20 protein-coding genes are annotated in these 21170 nt (G+C 76.5%); 9 read left to right on the top strand and 11 right to left on the bottom strand.

The genetic code is table 11. The annotated features are described in order from the left end of the window. The coding region (gene argC / locus BLS21_RS10730) for an N-acetyl-gamma-glutamyl-phosphate reductase (RefSeq protein ID WP_091218401.1) at window positions 1–1031 on the bottom strand (1031 nt) is incomplete at its 3' end. A gap of 245 nt (window positions 1032–1276) precedes the next feature. On the opposite strand from argC, the gene BLS21_RS10735 reads away from it, so the two are divergent. After that, a complete protein-coding gene (locus BLS21_RS10735; RefSeq protein WP_091217686.1) occupies window positions 1277–2158 on the top strand; it encodes a diacylglycerol/lipid kinase family protein in 882 nt (293 codons plus the stop codon). A 12-nt stretch (window positions 2159–2170) separates the two neighbouring features. On the opposite strand, the gene BLS21_RS10740 is transcribed toward BLS21_RS10735, so the two are convergent. The 3 genes from BLS21_RS10740 to pheS are packed head-to-tail and all read right to left on the bottom strand — an operon-like array spanning window position 2171 to window position 6490. Then, complete coding sequence (locus tag BLS21_RS10740) at window positions 2171–2974, bottom strand: SDR family NAD(P)-dependent oxidoreductase (protein WP_091217688.1); 804 nt, start codon at window positions 2972–2974, stop codon at window positions 2171–2173. Then, window positions 2967–5426: a phenylalanine--tRNA ligase subunit beta gene (pheT, locus tag BLS21_RS10745; protein WP_091217691.1), complete on the bottom strand. Its 2460-nt coding sequence runs from the start codon at window positions 5424–5426 to the stop codon at window positions 2967–2969. Before pheT ends, BLS21_RS10740 begins: the two co-directional genes overlap by 8 nt. After that, window positions 5423–6490 carry a phenylalanine--tRNA ligase subunit alpha gene (gene pheS / locus BLS21_RS10750; protein ID WP_091217694.1) on the bottom strand — a complete coding sequence of 356 codons (1068 nt, stop codon included), beginning with the start codon at window positions 6488–6490 and terminating at the stop codon, window positions 5423–5425. Before pheS ends, pheT begins: the two co-directional genes overlap by 4 nt. Before the next feature lie 208 nt (window positions 6491–6698). Here pheS and BLS21_RS10755 point away from each other — a divergent pair, with 208 nt between their 5' ends. Both BLS21_RS10755 and BLS21_RS10760 read left to right on the top strand, forming a co-directional pair. After that, window positions 6699–7538, top strand: a complete 840-nt coding sequence (locus tag BLS21_RS10755) for an EamA family transporter (RefSeq protein WP_091217696.1) — start codon at window positions 6699–6701, stop codon at window positions 7536–7538. Window positions 7539–7608: 70 nt separating this feature from the next. Then, window positions 7609–9876, top strand: a complete 2268-nt coding sequence (locus BLS21_RS10760) for an EAL domain-containing protein (RefSeq protein ID WP_091217699.1) — start codon at window positions 7609–7611, stop codon at window positions 9874–9876. A 19-nt stretch (window positions 9877–9895) separates the two neighbouring features. Here BLS21_RS10760 and BLS21_RS10765 read toward each other — a convergent pair whose 3' ends face one another. The 5 genes from BLS21_RS10765 to BLS21_RS10785 form a co-directional block, all read right to left on the bottom strand. Next, window positions 9896–10684 (bottom strand): TrmH family RNA methyltransferase, encoded by a 789-nt coding sequence (locus BLS21_RS10765; protein WP_245700290.1) that lies wholly within the window; start codon window positions 10682–10684, stop codon window positions 9896–9898. A gap of 167 nt (window positions 10685–10851) precedes the next feature. Then, window positions 10852–11235: a 50S ribosomal protein L20 gene (gene rplT / locus BLS21_RS10770; RefSeq protein WP_091156068.1), complete on the bottom strand. Its 384-nt coding sequence runs from the start codon at window positions 11233–11235 to the stop codon at window positions 10852–10854. 29 nt (window positions 11236–11264) lie between these two features. Then, window positions 11265–11459 carry a 50S ribosomal protein L35 gene (gene rpmI / locus BLS21_RS10775; RefSeq protein WP_012949078.1) on the bottom strand — a complete coding sequence of 65 codons (195 nt, stop codon included), beginning with the start codon at window positions 11457–11459 and terminating at the stop codon, window positions 11265–11267. A gap of 144 nt (window positions 11460–11603) precedes the next feature. After that, window positions 11604–12185 carry a translation initiation factor IF-3 gene (infC, locus tag BLS21_RS10780; protein WP_091217704.1) on the bottom strand — a complete coding sequence of 194 codons (582 nt, stop codon included), beginning with the start codon at window positions 12183–12185 and terminating at the stop codon, window positions 11604–11606. A gap of 397 nt (window positions 12186–12582) precedes the next feature. Next, entirely contained in the window at window positions 12583–13068 is a 486-nt protein-coding gene (locus BLS21_RS10785; RefSeq protein WP_091217707.1) for a PH domain-containing protein, read from the bottom strand. Window positions 13069–13216: 148 nt separating this feature from the next. On the opposite strand from BLS21_RS10785, the gene BLS21_RS10790 reads away from it, so the two are divergent. From BLS21_RS10790 to BLS21_RS10800, 3 genes are all read left to right on the top strand, one after another. Next, window positions 13217–13951, top strand: a complete 735-nt coding sequence (locus BLS21_RS10790; protein ID WP_217636087.1) for a GAF and ANTAR domain-containing protein — start codon at window positions 13217–13219, stop codon at window positions 13949–13951. After that, a complete protein-coding gene (locus BLS21_RS10795; protein ID WP_091217710.1) occupies window positions 13948–15426 on the top strand; it encodes a PP2C family protein-serine/threonine phosphatase in 1479 nt (492 codons plus the stop codon). The genes BLS21_RS10790 and BLS21_RS10795 overlap by 4 nt, the downstream gene beginning before the upstream one ends. A gap of 80 nt (window positions 15427–15506) precedes the next feature. Next, on the top strand, window positions 15507–16637 hold the full coding sequence (locus BLS21_RS10800; protein WP_091217712.1) for a uroporphyrinogen-III synthase: 1131 nt from the start codon (window positions 15507–15509) through the stop codon (window positions 16635–16637). Window positions 16638–16761: 124 nt separating this feature from the next. Here the strand turns inward: BLS21_RS10800 and BLS21_RS10805 are convergent, their stop codons facing one another. Next, window positions 16762–18147, bottom strand: coding sequence for a nitrate/nitrite transporter (locus tag BLS21_RS10805; RefSeq protein WP_091217715.1), 1386 nt, complete (start codon window positions 18145–18147; stop codon window positions 16762–16764). Between the two features lie 149 nt (window positions 18148–18296). On the opposite strand from BLS21_RS10805, the gene BLS21_RS10810 reads away from it, so the two are divergent. Then, window positions 18297–19094: a hypothetical protein gene (locus BLS21_RS10810; protein ID WP_091217718.1), complete on the top strand. Its 798-nt coding sequence runs from the start codon at window positions 18297–18299 to the stop codon at window positions 19092–19094. Window positions 19095–19100: 6 nt separating this feature from the next. On the opposite strand, the gene BLS21_RS10815 is transcribed toward BLS21_RS10810, so the two are convergent. Then, the gene (locus tag BLS21_RS10815; protein ID WP_091217721.1) at window positions 19101–19778 is read right to left on the bottom strand and encodes a cyclase family protein; all 678 of its coding nucleotides are present in this window, start codon (window positions 19776–19778) and stop codon (window positions 19101–19103) included. 81 nt (window positions 19779–19859) lie between these two features. Between BLS21_RS10815 and BLS21_RS10820 the strand changes: the two genes are divergently transcribed. Then, window positions 19860–20360 carry a SigE family RNA polymerase sigma factor gene (locus BLS21_RS10820; protein ID WP_091217724.1) on the top strand — a complete coding sequence of 167 codons (501 nt, stop codon included), beginning with the start codon at window positions 19860–19862 and terminating at the stop codon, window positions 20358–20360. Then, window positions 20357–21160, top strand: coding sequence for a hypothetical protein (locus tag BLS21_RS10825; protein WP_091217727.1), 804 nt, complete (start codon window positions 20357–20359; stop codon window positions 21158–21160). The genes BLS21_RS10820 and BLS21_RS10825 overlap by 4 nt, the downstream gene beginning before the upstream one ends. Window positions 21161–21170: the final 10 nt, after the last annotated feature.

The raw sequence follows: 21170 nt of genomic DNA on the forward strand, positions 1-21170 counted from the left end.
ACCCCCACGACGGGCAGGCCGGTGGTCTCGGGCAGGCCCAGGGCCAGGTTGGCGCACTGGATGGCCGCGCCGCCGGTGCCCTTGGTCAGGTTGTCCACCGCCGCCACCACCACCAGCCGCCCGGCGTCCGGGTCCACCGCCAGCTGCAGCGCCACGGTGTTCGCCCCCAGCACCTGCGCCGTGGTCGGCCACTGCCCCTCGGGCAGCAGGTGCACGAACGGCTCGTCGGCGTAGGCCTTCTCGTACGCCGCCCGCGCGGCCGCCTCGTCGACCCCGGCGGCCAGGGGCGCCGAGCAGGTGGCCAGGATGCCCCGGCTCATCGGCACCAGCGTCGGCGTGAAACTCACCGTGACGTCCCGCCCCGCCGCCTGGCTGAGGTTCTGCACCATCTCCGGGGTGTGCCGGTGCACCCCACCCACCCCGTAGGCGCTCACCGCGCCCATCACCTCGCTGCCCAGCAGGTGCGGCTTCGCGGACTTGCCCGCGCCACTGGTGCCGCTCGCCGCGACCACCACCACCTCCGGCTCGACCAGGCCCGCCGCCAGCGCCGGCGCCAGCGCCAGGGTGACCGACGTCGGATAGCAGCCGGGAACGGCGATGCGCTTGGCGCCGGCCAGCTTCCGGCGCTGGCCCGCCAGCTCGGGCAGCCCGTAGGGCCAGGTGCCGGCGTGCTCGCCGCCGTACCAGCGCGCCCAGGCCGCCGGGTCGCCCAGCCGGTGGTCGGCGCCGCAGTCGATCACCAGCGTGTCCTCGGGCAGCCGCGCGGCGACCGCCGCGGACTCCCCGTGCGGCAGCGCCAGCACCACCACGTCGTACCCGGCCAGGTCCTCCGCGCCGCTGGGCCGCACCTCCAGGTCGGCGAACGGCAGCAGGTGCGGCTGCAGCTCTCCCAGCCGCCGCCCGGCACTCGAGTTGGCGTGCACCCCGGCCAGCGCCAGGTTCGGGTGCCCGGCCAGCAGCCGGCACACCTCACCCCCGGCGTACCCGGTGGCGCCGGTGACCCCGACCGTCCACGTCCGCACTCCGCTCATGATGCATGACCATACACGGCTATGCATGACTGTTCACCGGGGTAGGGGCGATGACCTCCGGGAAGCTCTCCCCCTGCTCCCTGTGCGAAGCAGGGGCGGAGCGTGCGGGGACCACCGATCGGGCGGCGGGCCCGGGCCGACACCCCGGGCCGCCGGCCCCTGGCGCGGTGGGCACGCGTGCCGGGATCGGCTCCGGGGCATGTCCCCGTCCGGCCACGGGCGCCGCCCACCCGAGGAGTCCCGACGTGAGTCCGTTCGACCGGATCGTGATCATCTTCAACCCGAACAGCACCGGGGACGCGCCCCGGTCCGCGGAGGAGCTGCGGTCCGAGCTGGTGCGGAGGCTGCCGGCCGTGCCGGTGGAGCTCTGCCCCACCCAGCACGCCGGTCACGCCCGCGAACTGGCGAGGGAGGCGGCCGGCACCGGGCGCCCGCTGCTGGTCTCGGTGAGCGGGGACGGCGGGTACAACGAGGTGGTCGACGGCGTCATGCAGAGCGGCAACGACCAGGCCGTCTGCGCCGTGCGAGCCGCCGGCAACGCCAACGACCACCGCCGGGTGACGCGGGAACGACCGCTGGCCGATGCCATCGTGGCCGGGGACGTCCGCCGGATCGACCTGCTGCGGCTGACCGTCGGCAGCGGCGCCGCCGCGCAGGTCCGGTACGCGCACTCCTACATCGGCGTCGGCCTGACACCCGTCGTCGCCGTCGACCTGGAGGAGGGCGGGAAGGGGTCGTGGCGGGAGATCGTGACCGTGGTGCGGTCCTTCTCCCGCTTCCGGCCCTTCCCCATCAGGCTCGAGGACGGCCGACGGCGCAGGATCGACAGCCTGGTGTTCGCCAACATCCACCAGATGGCCAAGTACGCGACGCTCAGCGAGGACAGCCGGCCCGACGACGGTCGGTTCGAGGTCATCACGCAGCAGCGGACCGGCAAGCTGCGGGTGCTGGCGACCGCCCTCCGGGCGGCGACCCGCGGGCTCGGCCGGCAGCCGAGCGCCACCCACTACGCGTTCACGACGCTCGCGCCCATGCCGCTGCAGCTGGACGGCGAGCTGGTGGAGCTGGAGGCGGACACGCCGGTCGCCGTCGACATCGCACCAGGGGCGCTGGCCACCGTCGGCTGACCGGCGGCCGGGTCAGGCCAGCGGATCGCCGTCCCCGTAGGGGCGCAGCCGCAGCTGCCGGGCGGCGTCCTGCGGCGTGGTGGCGCGCAGGACGGCGAGGTCGTCGGCGCCGGCCCGCAGGAACCGGCCGGACCACTGGTCGAGCTCACCGGCGGCGATCGCGGCGACCAGCTCGACGACGCGCTCCGGCGGCGTCCAGTCGGTGAAGCCCGCCCACATCGGCATCGCACGGGTCATCGGGGTGTCGACGACGCCCGGCGCCACGTCGAAGACCCGCACGTCGAGGCCCTCGAGCGCGCCGGCCAGCGCCTCGGTCATCCGCATCAGCCCGGTCTTGGCCACCGAGTACGCCGAGTACTCCGGGCGGGCGCGCACGCCCATCCCGCTGGCGAGGTCGACGACGCGGCCGCGGTTGCGCAGCACCATCCAGGGGACGACGGCGCGGGCGAGCAGGAACGCCCCGCGGACGTGGCTCTCCACGACCGACCACCACTGGTCGGGGTCGGCCTCCCACAGCGGCTCCTCGGCCGCGTCGATCACCCCGGCGTTGTTGACCAGCAGGTCGACCGGGCCGAGCTCCTCGCGCACCCGCGCGACGGCCTCGTCGACCGCGGCCCGCTCGGTGACGTCGGCGGCGACGGCCAGGGTGCGGGCGCCGGTGGCGGCGGCGACCTCGTCCATCGCCGCCGCCAGCCGCTCGCCGTTGCGCGCCAGTCCGGCCACGGCCATGCCGCGGGCGGCCAGCCCCTGCACCAGGTGCCGGCCGATGCCGCTCGACGCGCCGGTGACCAGCGCGACGCCGGACGGGTCAGGCACGGAGCTCCGCGTGCAGCGCCTCCTCGACGGAGGCCACCACGCGCTGCCGGACCTCGGCGGCCTCCTCGCCGGACAGCGTCCGGTCCGGCGCCCGCAGGGTCAGGGACCAGGCCAGCGACCTGCGCCCCTCACCCACCTGCGGCCCGGTGTAGACGTCGAACAGCCGCACCGCCTCGAGCAGGTCGCCGGCGGCCTCGCGGATCGACTCCTCGACCGCCGCCGCGGGCACCGCCTCGTCCAGCACGAAGGCCAGGTCGACGAAGACCGGCGGGAAGCTCGACAGGTGCGGTCCCACCGGAACCGCCGCCGGGGGCAGCGCGTCGACGTCCAGCTCCATCACCGCGGTGCGGGCCGGGAGGTCGAGGGCCGCGCACACCCGCGGGTGCAGCTCGCCGGCGTGCCCGACCACGCGCCCGCCGACCAGCAGCTCCGCGCAGCGGCCCGGGTGCCACGGCGCCCGCTCCCCCGCGCGCACGGTCAGCCCGACGCCCGCGGCCTCGGCGACCCGGCAGGCGGCCTGGACGGCGTCGGCCCAGACGGCCGGCCGGCCCGGGCCCCACCAGCCGCGCGGCTCGCGGTCGCCGGCCAGCGCGACGGCGACGTGCCACGGCTGCTCCGGGACCGCGCCCAGCAGCGCGGCGAGCGTCTCGTCGTCCGGACGCCGGTCGACCCCGGGCAGCGGAGCCGCCGACCGCTCCCCGCCGGGGAAGACCGCGCCGTGCTCGAACAGCGCCACGTCCCGGATGCCGCGGGAGAGGTTGCGCGCCAGCGCGGCGAGCAGGCCCGGCAGCAGCGTCGTCCGCAGCGCCGGCTCCTCCTCCGACAGCGGGTTGCGCACCAGGACGACCTGACGGCGCGGGTCGTCCTCGGCCAGGCCCAGCGCGTCGAGGGCCGCCGTCCCGACGAAGGGGAAGGACGGCGCCTCGACGTAGCCGAACTCCGCCAGGGCGCGCCCGACGGCCCGTCGCCGGCGTTGCCGCTCGGTCAGCCCGCGCCCGGGCGGGGCCGTGGGCAGCACCGAGGGGACGTCGTCGTAGCCGGCCAGCCGCACGACCTCCTCGACCAGGTCGGCGGGGTCGGTGAGGTCGGGGCGCCAGGTCGGCGGGGTGACCGTGAGCGGGTCGTCCCCGTCGACCGCGCAGCCGACCGCGGTCAGCAGCTCGGTGACCTGCGCCGGCGGGTAGGGCACGCCGGCGACCCGGCCGGGCCGCGCGGGGTCCAGCGCGATCGTCGGGCGGGGACCGCGGGTGTCGACGTCCACCAGGGAGCCGACGACGCGCGCGCCGCCGTACTCGGCCAGCAGCGCGGCGGCGCGGGCCAGCGCGACCACGGTCATCTCCGGGTCGACGCCGCGCTCGAAGCGCTTGGCCGCCTCGCTGGGCAGCCGGTGCCGGCGGGCGGTGCGCGCCACCCCCGTCGGCTCCCAGTGCGCCGCCTCCAGCAGCACACTCGACGTCCCGTCGCCGATCTCGGTCGAGGCACCGCCCATGACCGCGGCCAGCCCGATCGGGCCGGAGTCGTCGGTGATGAGCAGGTCGTCGGAGGAGAGCGCGCGGTCGGCGCCGTCCAGCGTGGTCAGCCGCTCCCCCTCGCGCGCCCGGCGGACGACGATCGGCCCGCGCACCCGGTCGCGGTCGAAGGCGTGCATCGGCTGGCCGAGCTCGAGCATCACGTAGTTGGTGACGTCGACGGCCAGCGAGATGCTGCGGACGCCGGACTGCGCCAGCCGCCGGCGCATCCACCACGGGCTCGGCGCGGTCGGGTCCAGGCCCTCCAGCGCGATCATCGAGAAGCGGTCGCAGCGGTCGGCGTCCTCGACCGACACCTGCCACGCGGGCTCCCCCGACCAGGCCGGCGGGGTCAGCGCGCCGGGGTCCCGCCACCCGACGCCCAGGCCGGTGCCCATCTCGCGGGCGATGCCGCGCATGGACAGGCAGTAGCCGCGGTCGGGGGTGACGGCCAGCTCGATGACGACGTCGTCCAGGCCGACGAGCGGGCCGGCCGGCGTGCCCGGGGCCGGGGCGTCGTCCCCCAGCACGAGGATCCCGGCGTGGTCCTCCCCGACGCCGAGCTCGCGGACCGAGCAGATCATCCCGTCGGAGACGCGGTCGTAGGTCTTCCGCGCGGCGATCTCGAAGCCCCCGGGCAGCACGGCGCCGGGCAGCGCGACGACCACGGCGTCGCCGACGGCGAAGTTGCGGGCGCCGCAGACGATGCCCCGGGGCTCGGCCTCGCCGACGTCCACCTGGCAGTAGCGGATCGGCTTCTTGAAGCCGGTCAGCTCCTCGATCCCCAGCACCCGGCCGACGACCAGCGGCCCGGTGACCTCCGCGGGCCGGTGGACCTCCTCCACCTCCAGGCCCAGCCGCACGAATGCGGTGTCGAGGTCCTCGACGGTGGTGCCGGCGGGGACGTCGACGTGCTCGGCCAGCCAGCCGGTGGGGACCCTCACTGCTCGACTCCGAACGCAGAAGTGAAACGGACGTCGCCCTCGGCGAAGTGGCGCATGTCGCCGACGGCGGAGCGGAACTGCAGGGCCCGCTCGATGCCCATGCCGAACGCGAAGCCGGAGTACTCCTCCGGGTCGATGCCGCAGGCGACCAGCACCCGCGGGTTGACCATCCCGCAGCCGCCCCACTCGACCCAGCGGGGGCCGTCGCGGTGCTCGGGGAACCACACGTCGAACTCGGCCGACGGCTCGGTGAACGGGAAGTACGACGGCCGCCAGCGGGTGACCGCGTCGGCGCCGAAGAGCGAACGGGCGAGGTGGTCGAGCGTGCCGCGCAGGTGCGCCATGGTCAGCCCGCGGTCGACCGCCAGGCCCTCGACCTGGTGGAACACCGGCAGGTGGGTCGCGTCGAGCTCGTCGGTCCGGTACACCCGGCCGGGCGCGACGACGTAGATCGGCGGGGTGCGGGAGAGCATCGTGCGCGCCTGCACCGGGCTGGTGTGGGTCCGCAGCACCAGCCCGGAGTCCTCGGGGGCGACGAAGAAGGTGTCCATCATCGTGCGCGCCGGGTGGTCGCGGCCGATGTTGAGCGCGTCGAAGTTCAGCCACTCGGCCTCGAGCTCGGGGCCCTCGGCGACCTCGTACCCCATCCCGACGAAGATGTCGGCGATCCGGTCGGTCAGCGTGGTCAGCGGGTGCCGGGCGCCGCGGGGCAGCCGGTCCCACGGCAGCGTGACGTCGACCCGCTCCTCGGCCAGCACCCGCGCGTCGCGCTCGGCCTCCAGCGTGACCTTGCGGGACTCGTAGGCCTCGGTGACCGCGACCCGGGCGGCGTTGACCCGCTTGCCGGCATCGGCGCGGGCGGCCGGCGGCAGGGCGCCGAGCTCGCGGCGGGCCAGCAGCACCGGCGCGCGGTCCCCGAGGTGCGCCGGGCGGACGGCGGCCAGCTGCTCGAGGTCGCCGGCGCCGGCGAACGCCCGCTGGGCCTCGGCGACCGCGGCGTCGAGGGCCTCGGGTGAGAGGGCGGCGACCTGCTTGGGGTCGTAGGGGTCGTTGGCGCCAGACACGGGAGGCCATTCTGCCCGGGGCCGCGCGGGCGCTGCTGCCGGGCTCGCGCCGGAGCGGCGCAGCACGTGCGAGATCACGCGATCCCGCCGGAGGAAGGACAGACAACGCAACGGGAGCGCCAACCCGCCTCGGCCGCGGCAGCCGGCCCCGTGTTGGGTGTTGCACGAGCTGGTGGCGTGTACGAGCGGGCCGGGGAAGGAGGGCGCGGTGGCGGTGGTGCTCGCGCTGGCCAGCGCGGTGGTCTACGGCGCGGCCGACTTCTGCGGCGGCCTGGCCGCGCGGCGGGCCACCGCGTTCGCCGTCGTGGCCCTCGCCCAGCTCGCCGGGCTGCTCGCGGTGAGCGCCCTGCTGCCGTGGCTGGGCGGCGACCCCACCGGCGCCGACCTGGCCTGGGGCGCCGCGGCCGGGCTGGCGGGCGCCACCGGGCTGGTCCTGTTCTACCGGGCGCTGGCCGAGGGCGTCATGAGCGTCGTCGCTCCGGTGACCGCGGTGTCGGCGGCCGCGCTGCCGGTGCTCGGCGGCCTGCTGCTCGGCGAGCGGATCGGGCCGTGGGCGGTCGCGGGCATCGCGCTGGCGCTGGTCGCCGTCGTCCTCGTGGCCGCCGAGGACGGGCTGGGCTCCCTGCGCACCGCCCGGCCGGCCACCCTGCTGCCCGCGCTGGCCTCCGGCGTGGCCTTCGGCCTGTTCTTCGTGCTGCTCGACCGGACCCGGGAGGCGGCCGAGCTCAGCCCGTTGGTGGCCGCGCGCGTGGTCGCGCTGCTGGCCGTGGTCCTGGTCGCGCGGCTGGCCTCCCGGTCGCTGTCGGTCCCCCGCGGGGTGCTGCCCGTGGTGGTGCTGGGCGGGATCGGGGACATGACGGCCAACGCGCTGTTCCTGCTGGCCGCCCAGCAGGGCCAGCTGGCGATCACCGGCATCCTGGCCTCGCTCTACCCGGTGAGCACCGTCGTCCTGGCGCAGGTCGTGCTGCGCGAGCGGCTCGTCGCGACCCAGGCGGCCGGGCTGGCGGCGGCCGGCGCGGCCGTCGTCCTCATCGCGCTCCCGGCCTGAGGCTCCCCCGAAGGGGCGAGTCCACCGTCGTCCCCGCTCAACGCGGGGTCCCGACGTCCGATGGGAGGACGTGACCACCACCCCTGCCGCTCCCGCGACGACCATCGACGACGTCCTGCGGGACGGGACGGTGCGCAGCGTCTTCCAGCCCATCGTCGAGCTCGACACCGGCCGCGTGGTCGCCTACGAGGCCCTGGCCCGGGGGCCGCAGGGCCCGCTCGAGCGCCCCGACTCCCTCTTCGCGGCAGCCCGCGAGGCCGGCCGGCTCGCCGAGCTGGACGCCGCCTGCCGCACCGCGGCGCTCACCGGCGCGCTGGCCGCCGGCCTGCAGGCACCGCTGACGCTGTTCGTCAACGTCGAGCCGGAGGTGCTCGACCGGGCGCCGCTGGAGGACCTGCTGGCCATCGCGCAGTCCGCGCCGGGCGGGCTGCGGGTGGTCCTGGAGATCACCGAGCGGGCGCTGGCCACCCGCCCGGCCGAGCTGCTGCGCACGGTCGAGCGGGTCCGCTCGGTCGGCTGGGGCGTCGCGGTGGACGACGTCGGCGCCGAGGCGATGTCGCTGGCGTTCATGCCGCTGTTGCGTCCCGACGTGGTCAAGCTGGACCTGCGGCTGGTGCAGGAGCGCCCCGGCCCCGCGATCGCCGAGATCATGAACGCGGTCAACGCGCACGCCGAGCGCACCGGCTCGGTGGTGCTCGCCGAGGGCATCGAGGACGAGGCCCACCTGGCCATGGCCCGCGCGCTGGGCGCGACGCTCGGCCAGGGCTGGTTCTTCGGCCGCCCCGGCCCCGGCCCGGTCGAGGGTGCGGTCCACGGCTCGCTGGTGCTGCCCTCGCAGCTGCCCGACACCGTGAGCGAGGACGCCGACGTCTCGCCGTTCGCCTGCCTGCCGATCGACGTCCCGCTGCGCGAGGCGCCCAAGGCCCTCCTCATCGAGCTGTCCAAGCAGCTCGAGCGCGAGGCGCTGCGGCTGGGTGCCGCCTCGGTCGTGGCGGCCACCTTCCAGGAGGCCAGGCACTTCACGCCGGCGACGACGCTGCGCTACCGCGACTTGGTCGAGCGCACCGGCTTCGTCTGCGCCCTCGGCGAGGACCTGCCGGTCGAGCCGCTGCCCGGCCTGCGCGGCGCCGCGCTCGACCCGGCGGACCCGGTCCGCGGCGAGTGGGACGTCACCGTGCTCGGCCCGCACTTCGCCGCCGCGCTGCTCGCCCGCGACCTGGGGGACGACGGCCCCGACGCCCGGCGCCGGTTCGCCTACGCCCTCACCTACGACCGCGACACCGTCGTCCGGGCGACCGCCGCGCTGCTGGCGCGGGTCGCGCCGCGCCAGGACCCGCTGACCGCGGCCCGCGCGGTCGCCCTGCCCCCGCCGGCCGTCCCGGCCCTGGCCGCGGCCGACCGGTTCGACGCCGGGGTGCTGGCCAGCGCGACCGGCGACACCCTGGTGCACGGGGCGCTGGCGGCCACCCCGAGCGGTGTGTCGATCGTCGACGTGCGGCTGCCCGACCAGCCGCTGGTCTACGTCAACCCGGCCTTCGAGCGGCTCGCCGGGCTGCCGAGGAGCGAGCTGCTGGGCCGCAACTGCCGGTTCCTGCAGACCCCAGACACCGACCCCGCGGCCGTCGCCGCCGTCCGCCGCGCGGTCGACGCCGGCGAGGAGTGCCGGGTGACGGTGCTCAACCAGCGCGGCCCGCTGGGCACGACCTGGTGGAACGAGCTGCACCTGGCGCCGGTGTCCGGTCCCGACGGCGCGGTCACGCACTACATCGGCGTCCAGGTCGACGTCACCGCCCGCGTGGAGGCCGAGCGGGCGCTGGTGCAGGAGCGCGACCGGACCCGCAGCTACCTGGCCCGCATCGAGGAGCTGGCCTACACCGACCCGCTGACCGGCCTGCCCAACCGCCGACGGCTGGCCGAGCAGGTCGACACCGCGCTCTGGGACGCCCGGGCCCGGGACGAGGCGGTGGCGCTGCTGTTCGTCGACCTGGTGGGCTTCAAGGGCGTCAACGACCGGTGCGGCCACGCGGCCGGTGACGAGCTGCTGGTCGCGGTCGCCGACCGGCTGCGCGGCCGGCTGCGCCGCCACGACCTGCTGGCCCGGCTCGGCGGCGACGAGTTCCTCGTCGCGCTCACCGGCCTGCCCCAGCCCACGGCGGCGACCGAGGCGCGGCGCGTCGCCGACGAGCTCGCCGCGGGAGTGGCCCGCCCGGTGGCACTGGGCGAGCAGGAGGTCGTCGTCCGGGCGAGCGTGGGGGTCAGCGTCTGGCCCGAGGACGGCGCCGACTTCCCGGCGCTGCTGCACTCGGCCGACATGCGGATGTACGCCACCCGAGTTTGAGGCCGGAGCTCGTCCGCGTTCAGGCTTGGGCGAGCTGGGTGGTGTAGAGGCAGATCGCCGCGGCGGCGGCCAGGTTGAGGCTCTCGGCGCGCCCGCGCATCGGGATCCGCACCCGGGCGTCGGCCAGCGCGGCCAGGTCGGCGGGCACGCCGCGGGCCTCGTTGCCGAACAGCCACAGCACCGGGCCGGTCAGCTCGGGACCCAGCTCGTCGAGGGCGACCTCTCCCCCGCCGTCGGCGGCGAGCACGGTGGCACCGGCGGCCTGCAGCCGCGGCAGCAGGTCGGGCAGCGGTGCCCCGCGGACGACGTCGACGTGGAAGAGGCTGCCGGCGCTCGAGCGCACCGCCTTGCCGCCGTACGGGTCGGCCGAACCCGCGCCGAAGACCACGGCGCCGGCGCCGCACGCGTCCGCGGTGCGCAGCACGGTGCCGGCGTTGCCCGGGTCGGCCAGCTCGGCGAGCGCCACGGTGAGGGACGGCGGTGCGCCCACCAGGGCGTCGGTCGGCACGTCGCGCAGCGCGCAGACCGCGACCAGGCCCTGCGGGGTGACCGTCTCCGACAGCGCCGCGGCCGCCCTCCCGGTCACGAGCCGCACCGGCACCGGCGCGGCCGCGAGCAGGTCGCGGTGCGCCTCCATGGCGGCCTCGGTGGCGAACACCTCGCGGACCCCGGCCGGGTCGGCCAGCGCCTCCGCGACGGCCTGCCGGCCCTCGGCGAGGAACAGCCCCGCGGCGTCGCGGCCGGCCCGCCGGGTGAGCTTGCGCGCGGCCGCCACCCGCGCGGAGCGCTCGGTCAGCGGTTCGGTCACCGTTCGTCGTCCTCCTGCTCGGCGCGAGATCTGCACAGCGGTCGTCATCCGGCTCCCGATGGCCGCGAGTGTGCAGATCTCGCGGCCCGTACACGCGACGACGCCGCCGGCGCCGACCCGTGGTGGGCCGGACGCCGGCGGCGTCGTCGGGGTGGTGCTGACCCGGCTCAGGCGGCCTGACCGCCGGCCGGCGCGGCGGCGACGGCCGCGCGGGCGGTCTCCACCAGCGCGGCGAAGGCGGCCGGCTCGTTGACGGCCAGCTCGGCCAGCACGCGGCGGTCGAGCTCGATGCCGGCGAGCTTGAGGCCCTGCATGAACCGGTTGTAGGTCATGTCGTTCTGGCGGGCCGCGGCGTTGATGCGGGTGATCCACAGCTTGCGGAAGTCACCCTTGCGGACCTTGCGGTCGCGGTACTGGTAGGTGGCCGAGTGGAGGATCTGCTCCTTGGCCTTGCGATACAGCCGGGACCGCTGGCCGCGGTAGCCGCTGGCCGCCTCGAGGGTCGTCCGACGCTTCTTCTGGGCGTTGACCGCCCGCTTCACGCGTGCCACGGATGGGCTCCTTCTCGTCTAGGGGGCGCTCAGAGCCCGAGCAGCTTCTTGAGGCTCTTGGTGTCGGCCGGGGAGATGACCTGGTCCTGGTCGAGCCGGCGCTTGCGACGCGAGGACTTGTGCTCGAACTTGTGCTGGTTGTTGGCCTGCTCGCGCATGAGCTTCCCGCTGCCCGTCACGCGCACTCGCTTCGCGGTGCCCTTGTGCGTCTTCTGCTTCGGCATGTCCTCGGTCCTCGTTCGTGTGTGGCGGCGCCGCACGGCAGCACGGGGCTGCCGCACGGCACCGGCCGTCTGGTGGTGCGGTCCTGGCCCTCCTGCAGGCCCCCGCCGCGAGCTCGCGAGTGGCGGGGGCAGGAGGGTCCTTCGTCAGGCCTGCGGGCCCTGCCCCTCGGCGGCCCTGTCGGCCTTGGCCTGTCGGCGGGCGCCGTCGGTCGCGGCCTGGTTCCGGTGCGGTGCGATCACCATGACCATGTTGCGGCCGTCCTGCTTGGGGTTGGACTCCACGACGCCGAGCTCGGAGACGTCCTGGGCCAACCGCTGCAGCAGCCGGTAGCCCATCTCCGGCCGGGACTGCTCGCGGCCGCGGAACATCACGGTGATCTTGACCTTGTCGCCGCTCCGCAGGAAGCGCTCGACGTGGCCCTTCTTGGTCTCGTAGTCGTGCGGGTCGATCTTCAGGCGCAGCCGCATCTCCTTGATGACGGTGAGCGCCTGGTTCCGCCGGGCCTCGCGGGCCTTCTGGGCGGACTCGTACTTGAACTTCCCGTAGTCCATGAGCTTGGCGACCGGCGGCCGGGCCATGGGCGCGACCTCGACGAGGTCCAGCTCGGAGTCCTGGGCCAGGCGCAGCGCCTCGCCGATCGGCACGATGCCGACCTGCTCGCCCTCGGGACCGACCAGGCGGACCTCGGGGACGCGGATACGGTCGTTGATACGGGGCTCGGTGATGGCCTCTCCTCTGCTGCTGCATGGGGAGGGCTCGCTCGGTCACCGGACGCCGACAGGAGAGAGGCCCCACGAGCTGCTGCTCGTGGGGCCCACTCGCCGGGGTGCGCCGAGCCCGGGGGCTCGTGCACGCCGCGGGCCCGACCGTGGTCGGGCTCCGCGATCCGGGACCTGGACACCTCGACGGCGCCAGGTGGGAGCGGGCTCCTCTTGGTCGAGCGGCCCGGGGCGGGGCCGCTCAGTGGTTCGCGCGCCTCGTGTAGCGGGGAGGCACGCAGATAGTACAGCGCGGCGGGGGTCGGCGTCATTCCCGGTCGCGGCCCCTGGTGACGTCCTGGAACGGCCACCCGTCAGGGCCCCGCGCCGAGCGCGCGAGGCGTGGGGGGAGGGTGGCCCTCCTTCAGTCGTCGTAGAGCAGCGGCGGGGGCGGCGGCTGCTGCGCCCGGCTGGCCGCCAGCAGCGCCCGCAGCCCCTCGACGGCCTCGACGGCGCGGTCACCGTCGGCTCCCTGGACGGCCAGCACGGCGAACTCGTCGTCGTTGGTGAGCAGCAGCGTCGCCCAGCGGAACCGGCGGTCGAAGCGGATGGCGCGCACCGCCGTCCACGGCACGGTCCGCTCGCCGAACAGGTTGCGCACCCGGACGCCCCGCTCGTCGGCGTCCACCCGGGGGCGGCCCAGCGCCAGCAGGCCGGCGCCGAGCACCAGGCCCAGCCCGACGACGGCCACCTGGTCGGCCACGGTGAACCGCGCCACGCCGGTCGCGTTCTGCGGCAGCGTCACCCCCACGTAGGTGAGGACGGCGGCGACGACGACGGCGGCCGCGGCGCACAGCAGCCGCCACCGGCGGGGGACGGCGGAGACGGCAGGCGGGCCGGGGGTCGACACGGCCCCATGGTCCCAGGCCGGCGCGAGCGCGGAGACACCCGGCGGATCCGGACCGACCGGTCCGTGCACCCCGCAGGGCTACGCTGGCGCCGGCGTCGCCACCCGTCCAGATCCGGCGGAGCGTGCGGCCGACCACCGAGGGGTGCGTGTGCGCCACGACCAGGCGGGTCCCGACCTCCCCCTCGCCGACGAGCTGTCGGCGATCTCCGCCCGCGTGTCTGGACTGCTGCTGTCCGAGGAGACGGTGGCCACCGCGCTCGGCCTGGTGAGCTCGATGGCTCTCGACTCCGTCCCCGGGGCGGTGGGTGCGGGGGTCTCGATCCTCGACGAGCGCGGCCGCCGCAGCTCCGGGTCCACCGACGCCCGGGTCGAGCGCGCCGACGCCCTCCAGTACGAGCTCGACCAGGGGCCCTGCCTGGCGGCGGCCGCGAGCCGCCGACTGGTCCGCGTCGACGACCTGACGACCGACCGTCGCTGGCCCCGGTGGGCGGCGGCGGCGGCCCCGCTCGGGCTGCTGGCCGCGATGAGCGCGCCGCTGGTGGCCGGGGACACCGCACTGGGTGCGCTCAAGGTCTACGCGGCGCAGCCGGGGTCCTTCGACGCCCGCAGCGAACACCTGCTGACCTTGGCCGCGGCGCAGGCGGCGATCCTGGTGGCCAACGCCCAGACCCGCGAGCGCGCCCGCCGACACAGCGACGAGCTGCGGGCGGCAGTCCGGAGCCGGGACCTGGTGAGCACCGCCAAGGGTGTCGTCATGGCCCGGCACGGGGTCCCCGAGGACGTGGCCTTCACCATGCTGGTGTCCCGCTCCCACGAGGAGGGCGGGACGCTGGCCGACGTCGCCCGGGCGGTGGTCGAGTCCGCCGTCCGCCGACGCCGGTGAGCCTCCGCCCCGGGCCGCCCGGGCCCGAGGACTCCCTCGACGAGGAGCAGCGCCGTGCGCTGCGCTCGGCCCTCGAGGTCGCCGACCTGACCCTGGACGAGCTCTGGACGCGGTACTTCGCGCTGGGCGGCTCCTCGGACATCCTCGAGGTCGAGGGGCACGTGCAGGGGCTCATGTCGCTGCCACCCGCCGAGGTCAACGTGCTCGTGCACGCCCTCAACGAACGGCTCGACGAGCTGTTCACCCAGCACCGGGTGCCCTACCGCCCGCCGCTGCGCCGGGGCCGCCCCAGCGGGCCCTTCGCCGCGCTGCTGGAGCTGGTGGACGCCGCTCACGCCGCTCCCCCGGACCGGCTGCCCGAGCTGGTCGCGCAGGCCGGCACCGCCCTGGGCGTGGAGGCGACCGTCCACGTCGCCGACCACGAGCAGTGCCGGCTGTGGCCGCTCCTGCCGGCGGGTGCGGCGCTCCCCGGCTCGGTGCCCATCGACGGTTCCCTGCCCGGACGGGTCTTCCAGACGGTGCGGCCGCTGCCGTCCGACGCCGAGGGCCTGCACCGGTTGTGGCTGCCCCTCATGGACGGCCACGACCGGGTGGGCGTCCTCGAGGTGCGGGTCAGGACACCGGCCGAGCTCTACGACCCCGGGCTGCGGGAGGAGTGCCGGTGGCTGGCGGAGCTGGTCGGCGCCCTGGTCGCGTCGATGGGCCAGTACGGCGACGCGCTCCAGCGGCCACGTCTGACCCGGCCCCGCACGCCCTCGGCCGAGCTGCTGTGGCAGCTGCTCCCCCCGCTGACGGCCGGCAGCGGCCCCTTCATGCTGGCCGGGATCCTGGAACCGGCCTACGAGGCGGGCGGGGACGCCTTCGACTACTCGCTGTCGGAGACCACCGTCTCCCTGGCCGCGTTCGACGCGATGGGGCACGGCCTGCCCGCCGCCGTCCTCGCCGCTGCCGCCGTGTCGGCCTACCGCAGCGCCCGCCGCGACGGCCGGGGCGTCCACGACCAGGCGCGGGCGCTCGACGAGGTGGTGGCGGGCACCTTCCCGGGCAGCTCGTTCGTCACCGGGGTGCTCGCCGAGCTCGACGTCCCCAGCGGCCGGCTCCGCTACGTCAACGCCGGGCACCCCGCGCCGCACCTGCTGCGGGGAGGCAAGGTCGTGAGGTCGCTGGCCGGTGGACGGCGCGTGCCCTTCGGGCTGGGCACGGGCGTCCGCACCGTGGCCGAGGAGGCGCTGCAGCCCGGCGACTGGCTGGCGGTGCACACCGACGGCGTCACCGAGGCGCGGGACGCCACCGGCGCCTGGTTCGGCGAGGAGCGGCTCCTGGACCTGCTCACCCGCGAGGTCGCCGGCGGACAGTCACCGCCGGAGACGGCCCGGAGGCTGATGCACGCCGTCCTGACCCACCAGGAGGGGCTGCTGCAGGACGACGCCAGCGTGCTGCTCGCGCGGTGGGCGCCCGAGCCGCGGGGACCGTGAGGCGCCCGACCCCGCCTGGACACACCCCCGCAACGGGGACGACGCACCATGGTCGCGAGCGCCGTCGACGAGGGGGAACCGTGACCGATGTCCTGCCCGAGGCCCCGCCCGGGACCGAGGCGCCGCTGCCCCTGGCCGGGTACACCGTCGCGGTGACCGCGGCCCGGCGGCGCGAGGAGCTCGGTGCGCTGCTGGCCCGCCGCGGCGCGCGGGTCGTCCACGCGCCGGCGATCCGCATCGTGCCGCTGGCCGACGACGCCGAGCTGGTCGCCGCGACGCGGGAGGTGCTGGCGCAGCCGGTGGACCTGGTCGTGGCCACCACCGGCGTGGGCTTCCGCGGGTGGCTGGAGGCCGCGGACGCCTGGGACCTGCCGCTGGTCGAGCACCTGCGCGACGCCCGCGTGCTCGCCCGCGGCCCCAAGGCGCGCGGCGCCATCCGCGGCGGCGGGCTGGTCGACGCCTGGTCGCCGGCGTCGGAGTCGTCGGCCGAGGTGCTCGAGCACCTGCTGTCGGGTGCCGAGGGGGCGCTGCAGGGACGCCGCATCGCCGTCCAGCTGCACGGCGATCCCCTGCCGGAGTTCGTCTCGGGGCTGCGGGCGACCGGCGCCGAGGTGCTCACCGTGCCGGTCTACCGCTGGGTGCTGCCCGAGGACGTCGAGCCGGTGCGCCGGCTGGTCCGCTCCGTGGTGGCCGGCACGGTCGACGCGGTCACGTTCACCAGCGCCCCAGCGGCGGCGAGCCTGCTCACCGTCGCCGACGAGCTGGGCCTGCGGGCCGAGCTGGTCGCCGCGCTCGGCTCCGGCGTCCTCCCGGTGGCGGTGGGCCCGGTGACCGCCGGCCCGCTCGACGCCGCGGGCATCCCCTCGGTGCAGCCCGAGCGGGCCCGGCTCGGCGCCCTGGCCCGCGAGGTGGTGGCACGGCTGCCCGAGCGGGACCCGGTGCTGCGCGTGGGCGGGCGGGAGCTGCAGGTCCGCGGGCACGCCGCGCTGCTCGACGGGCGGGTGGTGGAGCTGGCGCCGGGCCCGATGGCGGTGCTGCGGGCGCTGGCCGCACGGCCGGGCGCCGTCGTCCCCAAGACCGACCTCGTCACCGGGCTGCCGGGCGGCGGGGACGCGCACGCCGTCGAGATGGCCGTCACCCGGCTGCGCGCGGCGCTCGGCCCCGGCGTGGTGGAGACCGTGGTGAAGCGGGGCTACCGGTTGGCCGTGTGATCCGTCGGCCTGCCGGCCGACACCGCGACCACGTGCCGTCCCGGCTGCCGTGGAGCCGGACCGCGGCTCTCCCTCGGGGGACCCTGCGGGCCCGCTCGGGGGCCCGCAGGGCTCCCGTCGTCCCTCACACCCCCGACGTGCGGGCCCCGGGCCGCAGGTACACCGCCCAGGTCACGGCCAGGCAGACCACGTAGAAGGCGATGAAGACCAGGTAGGCCGAGTCGCCCGTGCCGGTGGTCAGGAACGACTGCCGGAAGGCCAGGTTGACCAGCACGCCACCGAAGGCCCCGACCGCGCCGGCGATGCCGATGAGCGCGCCGGACATGCGCAGCGCGTGCCGGTCGGCGGCCGCCGAGTCCTCGCCGGCGGCCACCCGCTGCTGGGCCCGGGTGCGGAAGATCGCCGGGATCATCTTGTAGGTCGAGCCGTTGCCGATGCCGCTGAGCACGAACAGCGACACGAAGCCGACGACGAACAGCGCCAGCGACCCCACCTGGCTGGCGCTCCACACGATCGCGGCGCCGACCGCCATGGCCGCGAAGGTCCACGAGGTGATGCGCGCCCCGCCGAAGCGGTCGGCCAGCGAGCCGCCGAGCGGGCGGATCAGCGAGCCCAGCAGCGGGCCGAGCCAGGTCAGCGACGCCGCGGCGAGGGGCGTGGCGAAGTCGGAGGTGAACTGGTTCTGCAGCACCTGGCCGAAGGCGAACCCGAAGCCGATGAACGAGCCGAAGGTGCCGATGTACAGGAACGACATGATCCAGGCGTGCGGCTCGCGGGTGGCCTCGCGCATGGCCCGCGGCTGGTTGCGCGCGGTCGACAGGTTGTCCATGAGCAGCGCCGCGCCGACGGCGGCCACGACGATCAGCGGGATGTACAGGACCAGCACCAGCCGCGGGTGCTCCACACCCGCGGTGGCCAGCACGAGCAGGCCCACCAGCTGGACGACGGGGACGCCGAGGTTGCCGCCGCCGGCGTTGAGCCCCAGCGCCCAGCCCTTGAGCCGGTTCGGGTAGAAGGCGTTGATGTTGGCCATGGAACTGGCGAAGTTGCCGCCGCCGACGCCGGCCAGGCAGCTGACGACCAGCAGCGTCGTGTAGTCGACGCCGGGCTCCAGGACGACGGCCGTGGCGATCGCGGGCACGAGCAGCAGCGCGGCGCTGACGATCGTCCAGTTGCGCCCGCCGAACTTCGCGACGGCGAAGGTGTAGGGCAGCCGGACGAACGCGCCGAGCGCCGTCGGCAGCGTGGTGAGCAGGAACTTCCCGGCCGGGTCGATGCCGTACACGGCCTCGGGCAGGAAGAGCACGAGCACCGACCACAGGCTCCAGATCGAGAAGCCGACGTGCTCGGAGAAGACGGAGAAGAACAGGTTGCGGCGGGCGACCGGCTTGCCCGTGGACTCCCAGAAGGCGGGGTCCTCCGGGCGCCAGTCGTCGATCCAGCGACCGGGGCGCGTCGGGACGGCGACCGGCGCGGTGCGCAGTCGGGTGGTGGGGGTGGGGGCGGCCATGGGCCAGAACGGTGGCGGCCCGTCGTTCCCCCGCCGTTGCTGCCGGGCAGAACTCGTGTTCCGTTGTGCTCACCGGCGCTGACCCGCTGTGGTGAGGGCGTGGTCGACCGGCGTGCACACGGGCCCGGCCAGTGGGGAGGATCGGCGGCGTGACCGTGACCGAGGACCCTGCGGCTGCCGGCCGCGCCCTGATCGAGGACGGCGCGGCGGTCGCGGGCACCATGAGCCGGAACGCCGCCACCCTCGTCTACCCCGACCCGGCCGGCCGGGCTGCGGTGCGCCTCGAGGACCGGCTGGCCCGGTGCCTGCGGACGGCGGCCGACGAGGCGGCGGGGATCGCCGTCCCCCGGGAGCGGGCTCGCGCCGGCGCCGTCCTCGCCTTCGCCGTCGAGCACGCGGTGACCCTCGCCCACGGCGGGCGCCCGGTGCGCGGCGACGGCTTCTTCGCCCCGCGGTCCGGCGGGCGCTCGGCCGCCGACGCGGTCACCGAGGCCGTGGTGGCCGCCGCCCGCGGCTCGCACGACGAGCGGCGGGTGCGCCACCTGGGCTACCTGCTGGCCGAGGTGGCCTCCTCCCCCGACCTGGACGCCGCGCTGGTCGAGCGGGCGCTGAGGCTGGCCGCCGGGCTGACCTGGCGCCAGCTCGTGCTGCTGGCCGGCGTCGGCCGCCGCGACCGCGCGCCGCTGCCGATGACCCCGCTGGCCGACGACCCCCGGGGGTGGCCGGCGTGGGGCGCCCGCGAGGACGTCGCCGACCTGCAGCGCACCGGCCTGCTCGACCCGCCACCGGCCCAGCCCCGCCCCGGCGGCGCGGCACTCCCCCGGCTGCGCCCGGCCGACCTGCGGCTGACTCGCCGCGGCGTGCTGGTGCACCGGCTGCTGGCGCTGGGCTTCGTGCGGGACGACGACGTCGCCGCCGCGCTGGCCGAGCTCGCGCCGCCCGCCTGAGCCGGGTCAGTCCGGCAGCCGGGCGTAGGCGCGCACCGGGAAGGTGCCGAACCCGGCGAAGCGGGGCGGGGCCGCGGTGGACCGGGCGCCGGTGCCGGGCACCCGGCCCAGGCCCGTGAGGTGCTCGACGATCGGGATCCCGGCACGCAGCAACACGGTGTGCGCCGGCCGCTCCCCGCGCTCGGTGACCTCGTCGGTGTTCACCGCGTCGATCCCCACCAGCGCCGCACCCCGGTCGGGCAGCTCCCGCGCGGCGTCCCCGGCGAGGGAGGGTGCGTCCACGGCGTGGTCCGGCGTCCCGAAGGCGGCGTCCACACCGGTGTGCAGCAGCACCGCGCAGCCGGCGACGACCAGCCCGCCCAGGTCGTCCACGGTCACCGCCCGGCGGCCGGAGCCGGCCGTGCGCACGACGAGTGCCGGCAGGTCGGCCAGCGCCTCCAGCGGCAGCCCGGCGAGGTCGCCCCCGTCGGGGTACCGGTGGAACCGGCTGTCGAGGCAGGTGCCGGTGTTGCCGACCATGCGCACCGCGTGGATGACGAACTCGGTGCCCGGCGCGTGGACCTCCCGCGAGGCCTCGCGGGTCAGGTGCGGGGTCGCCTCCGGCCCGGGCAGGCCGGGACAGGTCACCATCCCGGCGGAGATCACGTGACACAGCTCCACGAACCCGGGCAAGCCGAGCACCATCCCGCACGAGGACCCGGGTGTGTGGGTCTGCGGCAGGCCCCGCGGCGTGCAGAGGTCAGGAGGCCGGCAGAGGAGGCACGGGTGGGCGACGGGGACCGGGGCTTCGCGGACTTCGTGTCCGCGGAGCAGGCCGCCCTGCTGCGCCTGGCCGTCCTGCTCGCCGGCGACCGCGGACACGCGGAGGACCTCGTGCAGACCGCCCTGCTCAAGACCTACCGGCACTGGGACCGGATCAGCCGGTCCGGCCCGCCCTCGGCCTACGTGCGCCGGGTGCTGGTCACCACGCACGCGAGCTGGCGGCGCCGGCTGTCCACGACCGAGCAGGTGGTGGAGTCGGTGCCCGACCGGCCGGCGGCACCCCAGCAGGACGGCGACGAGGAGCTGCGCGCCGCGCTGCGCGAGCTGCCGGTCCGGATGCGGACGGCGGTGGTGCTGCGCTACTTCGAGGACCTCTCCGAGCAGCAGACCGCCGACCTGATGGGGTGCTCGCCCAGCACGGTGAACACCCAGACCGCGCGTGGCCTGGCCCGGCTGCGCACCGCGCTGACCGCGCTCCAGCCGGCCGGTGGGGAGGAGCGGTGAGGGACGACGAGCTGCGGGCGCGCCTGACCGCCCTCGCCGAGGCCACCGCGCCGCCGCCGCGCGCCGACCTGGCCGCGGTGGTCGAGCACCGGGCCCGCCGCCGGTCGCAGCTGCGGCTGGGCGCGGTCGGCGCGGGAGTCGTGGCCGCGGTGGCGGTGGGCCAGGTGCTGGTGCCGGACGGGCCGTCGGCGGAGCCGGCGACCGCGGTGGCCGAGGCGCCGGACGTGCGGGAGCTGCCCGCCTCGGGCCACGGACCGACCCGCGGCTCGCTCGCCGACGACGCGGAGTTCGTCGAGGCGGTGCGGCAGCTGTCCTGGAGCGATCCGGGCACCCGCGCGGCCGCCCCTCCACCGGCGGGGTCGCGGGTGCTCTTCGCCGGCGACGCGGCCGGCGGGCGCTGGGCGCTGGTGTCCCGCCCGCTGACCGTGCCCCCGCCGCTGGTGGACGACGACGAGCTCGAGCGGCGGCTGGGCATGGGATCGGTCGCCCTCGCCTGGTTCGCCGGTCCCCCGGGCGCCGCGCCGGACCAGTTGCGGCTGTGGAGCGCGCCGGTCATCGCCGAGCCGGGGCTGCCCACCGCGCTGTGGGACCCCGCCACCGGGACGCTGGCCGTCGTCGCGCCGTCCCCGGCCGTCACCGCCCGGGTGGTCGACGAGAGGGGCACGCCGCGGGCCGAGCTGCCCCTCGACGACGGGCTCGCGGTGCAGGCCGTACCCGAGGGGACGGCGACGGTCCAGGTCCTGGCCGCGGACGGCACGGTGCTGGCCTCGGTCGAGCCGCTGCCCCGCCGCGGTGGGTGAGCCGGTGCGG

Source organism: Geodermatophilus siccatus (genome assembly GCF_900103785.1).
GTDB classification, from domain to species: domain Bacteria; phylum Actinomycetota; class Actinomycetes; order Mycobacteriales; family Geodermatophilaceae; genus Geodermatophilus; species Geodermatophilus siccatus.

Coding starts and splice junctions, on each gene's coding strand:
- rpmI (WP_012949078.1), bottom strand. CDS start 11,459: ATGCCGAAGCAGAAGACGCACAAGGGCACCGCGAAGCGAGTGCGCGTG.
- BLS21_RS10805 (WP_091217715.1), bottom strand. CDS start 18,147: ATGGCCGCCCCCACCCCCACCACCCGACTGCGCACCGCGCCGGTCGCC.
- BLS21_RS10815 (WP_091217721.1), bottom strand. CDS start 19,778: ATGGTGCTCGGCTTGCCCGGGTTCGTGGAGCTGTGTCACGTGATCTCC.